General features: G+C 69.6%; 9 protein-coding genes and 1 tRNA gene. 6 read left to right on the top strand and 4 right to left on the bottom strand.

Annotated features, from left to right (window positions below; all coding sequences use genetic code 11):
* Positions 1–398 (top strand): UDP binding domain-containing protein (locus KSO98_RS15775; RefSeq protein ID WP_372457795.1); only part of this gene is annotated, 398 nt, incomplete at its 5' end.
* Positions 399–403: 5 nt separating this feature from the next.
* Here the strand turns inward: KSO98_RS15775 and rlmC are convergent.
* The 4 genes from rlmC to KSO98_RS15755 are packed head-to-tail and all read right to left on the bottom strand — an operon-like array spanning position 404 to position 4,368.
* A complete protein-coding gene (rlmC, locus tag KSO98_RS15770; RefSeq protein ID WP_225286642.1) occupies positions 404–1,540 on the bottom strand; it encodes a 23S rRNA (uracil(747)-C(5))-methyltransferase RlmC in 1,137 nt (378 codons plus the stop codon).
* A 42-nt stretch (positions 1,541–1,582) separates the two neighbouring features.
* A complete protein-coding gene (locus KSO98_RS15765; RefSeq protein WP_225286641.1) occupies positions 1,583–2,038 on the bottom strand; it encodes a DUF4190 domain-containing protein in 456 nt (151 codons plus the stop codon).
* Between the two features lie 4 nt (positions 2,039–2,042).
* Positions 2,043–2,996, bottom strand: a complete 954-nt coding sequence (locus tag KSO98_RS15760) for an adenosine deaminase (protein ID WP_372457794.1) — start codon at positions 2,994–2,996, stop codon at positions 2,043–2,045.
* Between the two features lie 49 nt (positions 2,997–3,045).
* Positions 3,046–4,368 (bottom strand): aspartate aminotransferase type Ic, encoded by a 1,323-nt coding sequence (locus KSO98_RS15755; RefSeq protein WP_225286639.1) that lies wholly within the window; start codon positions 4,366–4,368, stop codon positions 3,046–3,048.
* A gap of 76 nt (positions 4,369–4,444) precedes the next feature.
* Here KSO98_RS15755 and KSO98_RS15750 point away from each other — a divergent pair.
* From KSO98_RS15750 to rplA, 5 genes are all read left to right on the top strand, one after another.
* Positions 4,445–4,517: transfer RNA gene (locus tag KSO98_RS15750), tRNA-Trp, on the top strand.
* 12 nt (positions 4,518–4,529) lie between these two features.
* Positions 4,530–4,775, top strand: a complete 246-nt coding sequence (gene secE / locus KSO98_RS15745; protein ID WP_372457793.1) for a preprotein translocase subunit SecE — start codon at positions 4,530–4,532, stop codon at positions 4,773–4,775.
* A 51-nt stretch (positions 4,776–4,826) separates the two neighbouring features.
* Positions 4,827–5,627, top strand: a complete 801-nt coding sequence (nusG, locus tag KSO98_RS15740; protein WP_225286637.1) for a transcription termination/antitermination protein NusG — start codon at positions 4,827–4,829, stop codon at positions 5,625–5,627.
* Between the two features lie 146 nt (positions 5,628–5,773).
* On the top strand, positions 5,774–6,205 hold the full coding sequence (gene rplK, locus KSO98_RS15735; protein WP_225286636.1) for a 50S ribosomal protein L11: 432 nt from the start codon (positions 5,774–5,776) through the stop codon (positions 6,203–6,205).
* A 68-nt stretch (positions 6,206–6,273) separates the two neighbouring features.
* Positions 6,274–6,990 (top strand): 50S ribosomal protein L1, encoded by a 717-nt coding sequence (gene rplA / locus KSO98_RS15730; protein ID WP_225286635.1) that lies wholly within the window; start codon positions 6,274–6,276, stop codon positions 6,988–6,990.
* Positions 6,991–7,055 lie beyond the last annotated feature (65 nt).

The following is a 7,055-nucleotide window of genomic DNA, read 5'->3' as shown; positions in this document are numbered from 1 at the left end:
ACACCCTCCAGCTCCAGGCCAACTACCAAGACGTCCCCCAGAACCTCATCTCCGCCATCGTCGCGGCCAACACGACCCGCAAGGACTTCATCGCCGCCGACGTGCTGCGCCGCCGTCCCACGGTCGTCGGCATCCACCGCCTGGTGATGAAGGCCGGCTCCGACAACTTCCGCGAGTCGGCGGTGCAGGGCGTGATGAAGCGGATCAAGGGCGCCGGGGTCAAGGTGATCGTCTTCGAGCCGGAGCTGGAGGACGCGAGGTTCTTCGGCTCGAAGGTCTACCGAGACCTCGACACGTTCAAGGCCGAGGCCGACGTGATCATCGCGAACCGGATGGTCCCCGACCTCGACGACGCCGCCGACAAGGTCTACACCCGCGACATCTTCGGCAACGACTGATCCCGCTATCGGGCCAGGTGGACGAGGACCTCGTGGTGGCCGGTGTGCGGGAACATGTCGAGCAGCCGGGCTGAGACCGGGCGCAGCGACGGCATCGTGGCGAGGTCCCGGGCGAGCGAGTCGGCGTTGCAGGAGGAGTAGACGACGTGCGGTACGCCGCTGTCCTCCAGCCAGCCGGCGAGCGCCGGGCCGATGCCCCGGCGGGGCGGGTTCACGATGACGAGGTCGGGCGCCTCGGAGATCGCGCCCGTCGTGCCTCCCGTCACGAGTGCGGTCGCGTCGCCGGCGACCCACGCGGTGCGGTCGCCGACGCCGAGCTCGGCCGCCGACGCCCTCGCCGACTCGATCGCCTGCTCGCTGACCTCGACGCCCCAGACCGATCGGCCCGGCGCGGCGACGTGCAGCCCGAAGCCGCCGACCCCGCAGTAGAGATCCCACACCGAGGACGGCGCCACCGCGTCCACCAGTGCGGCCGCCTCCCGATAGAGCGCACCGGCGACGGTGGTGTTGGTCTGGAAGAACGACTGCGGCCGCAGGTGCAGCGCGATGTCGTTGACCCGCATCTCCAGCGTCTCGCCGTGCAGCAGGATCTCCTCCGGCCCCTCGAGGATCGCCTTGTGCTCGGGCTGGAGGTTGACCGAGGCGACGGCGATCGGGAGGTCCGAGAGGAGCGCCGGCAGGCGCGACCGGAGGCGGGCGAGCGCCTCGGTGGAGCGCAGCACGAAGCGCACCATGAGCTCACCGCCGGGCGACTCGGTGACGATGAGGTGCTTGAGCTCGCCGGTGCGATCGGGCACGGAGTACGGGGTGAGGCGTGCCGTCGTCACGAATGCGGCCAGGGCGGGCAGCGCCGCGGTCAGGCCGGGCGTGTGCAGGCCGCAGCCCTGCAGGTCGACCCCGCGCCCGTCGGCGCCCAGGATCCCGAGGGTCGGCGCGTCCACGGTGCCACCGACGACCATCTTCGCCTTGTTGCGGAACCCCGCCTCGGCCGACGCGACCGGCGACCCCCACGTGAGGCCCGGGGCGACCCCGGCGAGCGCGGCCGCGACCCGGTCCTGCTTGGCCGCCAGCTGCGTGGCGTACGGCGTCTCCAGGAAGGTGCACGAGCGGCAGATCCCGGCGGCGAAGTACGAGCAGTCCATGACCCCTCAAGTGTCGCAGCCGAGCGTCCGACGCCCCAACCGCTAGAACGTGCCGCCGGAGTCGTGGGCGATGAGGACGACGACGATGAGCACGATGAAAAGGATCCCCAGGACCAGGAAGATCGTGCCGATCAGGCCGAGGACGAAACCGGCCTGGGCGTTGCCGCGACCGCCGAGCTGGCCCTGGGAGGCGTCGATGCGGCGCTTGGACCGCCAGCCGAGCACCATCGCGACCGGCGAGATGAGGAATCCGATGCCGGCGCCGATGAAGCCGAGGGCGAGGGCGACGATGCCGACGACCAGCGCAGGGGTCGCGCCGCTGTCGTCCCGGAGCGGCTGCCCCTGATAGGGCATCTGCGGCGCGGGCATCTGGGCCGGGGCGGGGTAGTGCGCCGGCTGCTGCTGGCCGTAGGACGGCGTGCCGTAGGCCGGCGGGGTCCACCCGGCCTGCGGGGTGCCCTGGATCGGCTGGGTCGGCTCCGGCCCGCTCTCGCTCATGGCGTCAGTCTGACAGCCAGGAGTCGATCTCGCCGAGGATCGAGGCCTGCACCGACGGCGGCGCGCACGAGGCCCGTACGGACATCCTCGCCAGCTCGGCGAGCGTCTCGTCGCCGAGGTCGTGGGCGGCGCGCATCGCGGCGTACTGGCCCAGCAGCTGCGAGCCGAAGAGCAGCGGATCGTCGGCGCCGAGGGCGATCGTCGCGCCGGCGGCCAGGAGCGTCGGCAGCGGCACCTCCGCCAGGGAGGAGTAGACGCCCAAGGAGACGTTGGAGGTCGGGCAGACCTCGAGCGCGATCCCGGCCTCCACGACCCGCTCGAGTACCTCCGGCGACTCCGCCGAGCGCACGCCGTGCCCGAGCCGGCCCGGGTGCAGCGCGTCGAGGACGCGCACGATGTGGTCGGGGCCGCGCAGCTCGCCGCCGTGAGGTGTCAACAGCAGCCCCGCCCGCTCGGCGATCCGGAAGGCCAGCTCGAAGTCAGCGGTCGTCCCACGGCGCTCGTCGTTGGAGAGCCCGAAGCCGACCACACCGCGACCCGCGTACTGCGCCGCGAGCCGCGCCAGGGTGCGCGCGTCCAGCGGGTGCCGGGTGCGGTTGGCCGCGATCACCACGGCCATCCCCAGGCCGGTCTCCCGGGACGCCACCGCCACCGCATCGAGCACGAGATCGGTGAAGGCGGTGATCCCGCCGAAGCGGGCACCGTAGCCCGACGGATCGACCTGGATCTCGAGCCAGCGCCCGCCGTCGCGGACGTCGTCCTCGGCGGCCTCCCGCACGAGCCGACGGACGTCGTCCTCCGTACGAAGGACGGACCGTGCCACGTCGTAGAGCCGCTGGAAGCGGAACCAGCCCTTCTCGTCGGCGGCGGACAGCGTCGGCGGCCACTCGGAGACGAGCTGATCGGGCAGCCGGATCCCGTCGCGCGCGGCGAGCTCGAGCAGCGTCGAATGGCGCATCGACCCCGTGAAGTGGAGGTGCAGATGCGCCTTCGGGAGTGCCGCTAGATCACGCACCAAGCGTCTCGGCGGCAGCGAGGAGCACGCACGTCGCCACGGCCTCCATCGCCGCCGTCAGCTCCGGCAGCGCCGGGAACGACGGGGCGAGGCGGATGTTGGTGTCGTCCGGATCGTGCTTGCGCGGGAACGACGAGCCTGCCGGCGTGAGCGCGACGCCCGCCGCCTTGGCCAGCTCGATCACCCGGGACGCGGTGCCGGGCAGCACGTCGAGGTTGATGAAGTAGCCGCCCGCCGGGTTGTTCCACGTCGCGACCTCGAGGCCGCCGAGGCGCTCCTCGAGGATCCGGACGACCTCGGCGAACTTCGGCGCCAGGATCGCGCGGTGCTTGGCCATGTGGGCCCGCACGCCCGCCGCGTCCTTGAAGAACTCCAGGTGGCGCAGCTGGTTGACCTTGTCCGGGCCGATCGAGCCGAAGCCGAGGTTCTGGGTGTACCAGGCGACGGTCTCGGCCGATCCGCCGACGAAGGCGACGCCGGCGCCGGCGTAGGTGATCTTGGAGGTCGAGGCGAAGACGACGGGGCGGTGCGGGTGACCCGCGACCGCGGCGAGCGAGACGATGTCAGCGCTCTTGGTCTCCTCGGCGGTGAGGTGGTGCAGCGCGTAGGCGTTGTCCCAGAAGATCTTGAAGTCGGGCGCCGCGGTCGGCATCGAGCTGAGCCGCTCGGCGACCTCCAGCGAGGTGACCTGGCCCGTCGGGTTGGCGTACGTCGGGACCAGCCACATGCCCTTGATGCTCGCGTCGTCCTTGACCAGCGCCGCGACCGCGTCCACGTCCGGGCCGTCGTCGTGCATCGGCACGGTCACCATGTCGATGCCGAACCACTCCAGCAGCGCGAAGTGGCGGTCGTAGCCCGGCACCGGGCAGATGAAGGTGACCTTCTCCTCCGCACCCCACGGGCGCTCGGAGTCCACGCCGCCCTTGAGCCACAGGAACGACAGGACCTCCTTCATCAGGGTCAGGCTGGAGGAGCCCTGCGCCGAGACCTGGTTGAGGTCGAGGCCGAGGAGCTCGGCGAAGACCGCGCGCAGCTCGGTCAGTCCGAGCAGGCCGCCGTAGTTGCGCGTGTCGGTGCCGTCCGGGGCGTAGGCCGTGGTCGGCAGCGCCAGCAGGCCATCGGAGAGGTCGAGCTGCTCGCTGCTCGGCTTGCCGCGCGTCAGATCGAGCTTCAGGCCGGCGGCGACCAGGGCGTCGTACGCCGTCTGCTGCTCGGCGCGGACGGCGGCGAGCTCGTCGGGGGAGAGGCTGGTGAGGGGCTGGCGCGGCGCGGTCACAGGCGCAATCCTTCCATGCCGGTTCGACTTCTTTTCCATCCGCCCCGTAGAGTGGTTCCCGGTGGTTGAGCCAGTTGCTCGGTCGCGCCCAAAGCGTGACGAGTGCGACCACCGAAGGGCACTAGCTCAATTGGCAGAGCATCGGCCTCCAAAGCCGAGGGTTGGGGGTTCAAGTCCCTCGTGCCCTGCTAGAAAGTCGGATGACGCAGAGAGGTGACACGCACGTGTCGGAGTCGAAGAGCAACGAACGCACCTCTCCTGCGCTGTTCTACCGCCAGGTCGTCGCGGAGCTCCGCAAGGTGGTCTGGCCGACCCAGCAGCAGCTGACGACCTACTTCTTCGTGGTGCTGGTGTTCGTCCTCGTGATGATGGCGCTCACCTCGCTCCTCGACCTGGGCTTCGGCCGGCTGTTCTTCGCGATCTTCGACGGTCCGTCGGACTCCTGACCGACCGCGGCTCGCAGATCCAACTGACGCAGAACCCGAACGGAGCAGCGCGTGTCTGAGCAGGACTACACCGACGAGACGGCCATCGACGAGGTCGAGGCGTCTGCCGAGGCGACCTCTGACGACACTGAGGTCGAGTTCGACGCCGAGACCGGCGAGGTCATCGAGGCCGGCGACGAGAACGACGTCGACGGCGACGAGGCCGAGGCCGAGGCCGACGAGAACGACCCGCTCGAGGCGTTCCGCCGCGAGCTGTGGGCGAAGCCGGGCGACTGGTTCGTCGTGCACACCTACTCCGGCATGGAGAACCGGGTGAAGTCCAACCTGGAGCAGCGCAAGGTCGCGCTCAACATGGAGGACTACATCCACGAGATCGTCGTGCCGACCGAGGAGGTCGCCGAGATCAAGAACGGCCAGCGCAAGATGGTCAAGCGCACCGTTCTCCCCGGTTACGTCCTGGTCCGCATGGACCTCACCGACGAGTCGTGGGCGGCTGTCCGTCACACCCCGTCGGTCACCGGCTTCGTCGGCCACAGCCACCAGCCGGTCCCGCTCAGCATGAGCGAGGTCGAGAACATGCTGGCCCCGGCCGTCGTGGCCGCCGCCGAGGCCGAGGCCGCGGCCGCCGGCACCACCTCCGGTGGTGGCTCGCCCACGACCGCGAAGAAGCCGGTGGAGGTCGCTGACTTCTCCGAGGGTGACTCGGTCATGGTCGTGGACGGCCCGTTCGCCACGCTCCACGCCACCATCACCGAGCTCAACGCCGAGTCGCAGCGCGTCAAGGCGCTCGTCGAGATCTTCGGTCGCGAGACCCCGGTCGAGCTCAGCTTCAACCAGATCCAGAAGGTCTGACCTAGCAGCAGATTTGGCCCAGTGTCGCCGCGTCGGCGACACTGGGCCTTGCTGTTGTGTCAGCGCGTGCTTCGTGCTGCGCACAGCGAAGTGGCAGAGGCCGTACGGCCCTCGTCATGACCACGAGAAGAAAGAGATAGAGGAACATGCCTCCGAAGAAGAAGATCGCCGCACTCGTCAAGGTGCAGCTGCAGGCCGGCTCCGCGACCCCGGCCCCGCCGGTCGGTACCGCGCTCGGTCCGCACGGCGTCAACATCATGGACTTCTGCAAGGCGTACAACGCCCAGACCGAGTCCATGCGCGGCAACGTCATCCCGGTCGAGATCACGATCTACGAGGACCGGTCCTTCACCTTCATCACGAAGACCCCGCCGGCCGCCGAGCTGATCAAGAAGGCCGCCGGCCTGGCCAAGGGCTCCTCGGTCCCGCACAAGGACAAGGTCGGCAAGCTGACCAAGGACCAGGTGCGCGAGATCGCCAACACCAAGCTCCCGGACCTCAACGCCAACGACATCGACGCCGCCATGAAGATCGTGGAGGGCACCGCCCGCTCCATGGGCGTCACGGTCGAGGCCTGACCCACCGTGGGAGAGCCGCGCTGGCTCGCTAACCACATCTCCTCTTAAGACTTAACAAAGGAATCATCATGCAGCGCAGCAAGACCTACCGCGCGGCGTCGGAGCAGTTCGACAAGAACGAGCTCTACGCCCCGCTGGCCGCGATCAAGATCGCCAAGGGCTCCTCCAAGAAGAAGTTCGACGAGACCGTCGACGTCGTCATGCGCCTCGGTGTCGACCCGCGCAAGGCCGACCAGATGGTCCGTGGCACCGTCTCCCTGCCGCACGGCACGGGTAAGACCGTCCGCGTCCTCGTCCTCGCCAACGCCGAGAAGGCCGACGCCGCCCGCGAGGCCGGCGCCGACTTCGTCGGCTCGGACGAGCTCATCGACAAGATCGCCGGCGGCTGGATCGACTTCGACGCCGTCGTCGCCACCCCGGACCTGATGGGCAAGGTCGGCAAGGTCGCCCGTGTCCTGGGCCCCCGTGGTCTCATGCCGAACCCGAAGACCGGCACCGTCACCCCGGACGTCGCCAAGGCTGTCGCCGACATCAAGGGCGGCAAGATCGAGTTCCGCGTGGACCGTCACGCCAACCTTCACTTCATCATCGGCAAGGCCTCCTTCTCGGAGACCCAGCTCGCTGAGAACTACGCCGCTGCCCTCGAGGAGGTGCTGCGTCTCAAGCCGGCCAGCTCCAAGGGCCGCTACGTCAAGAAGGTCACCGTCTCCACGACCATGGGCCCCGGTGTCCAGGTCGACCCGAACCGCACCCGCAACGTCGCGGCCGAGGACGAGAACGCCTGATGCAGCCGGCGCCCAGCGCCGTCCGCCTGATCTGGAGCTGATGCTCTGATCGAACGCCGAAGGGC

Origin of the sequence: Nocardioides nematodiphilus (genome assembly GCF_020216525.1) — a bacterium.
Taxonomy (GTDB): Bacteria; Actinomycetota; Actinomycetes; order Propionibacteriales; family Nocardioidaceae; genus Nocardioides; species Nocardioides nematodiphilus.
This window is presented reverse-complemented; position numbering and strand designations above follow the sequence as displayed.

Excerpts from the sequence above, each read along its gene's own strand:
- KSO98_RS15755 (WP_225286639.1), bottom strand. The coding sequence starts at position 4,368 with ATGGAAAAGAAGTCGAACCGGCATGGAAGGATTGCGCCTGTGACCGCG.
- rplK (WP_225286636.1), top strand. The coding sequence starts at position 5,774 with ATGCCTCCGAAGAAGAAGATCGCCGCACTCGTCAAGGTGCAGCTGCAG.
- rlmC (WP_225286642.1), bottom strand. The coding sequence starts at position 1,540 with ATGGACTGCTCGTACTTCGCCGCCGGGATCTGCCGCTCGTGCACCTTC.
- rplA (WP_225286635.1), top strand. The coding sequence starts at position 6,274 with ATGCAGCGCAGCAAGACCTACCGCGCGGCGTCGGAGCAGTTCGACAAG.
- KSO98_RS15765 (WP_225286641.1), bottom strand. The coding sequence starts at position 2,038 with ATGAGCGAGAGCGGGCCGGAGCCGACCCAGCCGATCCAGGGCACCCCG.
- secE (WP_372457793.1), top strand. The coding sequence starts at position 4,530 with ATGACGCAGAGAGGTGACACGCACGTGTCGGAGTCGAAGAGCAACGAA.
- KSO98_RS15760 (WP_372457794.1), bottom strand. The coding sequence starts at position 2,996 with ATGCGCCATTCGACGCTGCTCGAGCTCGCCGCGCGCGACGGGATCCGG.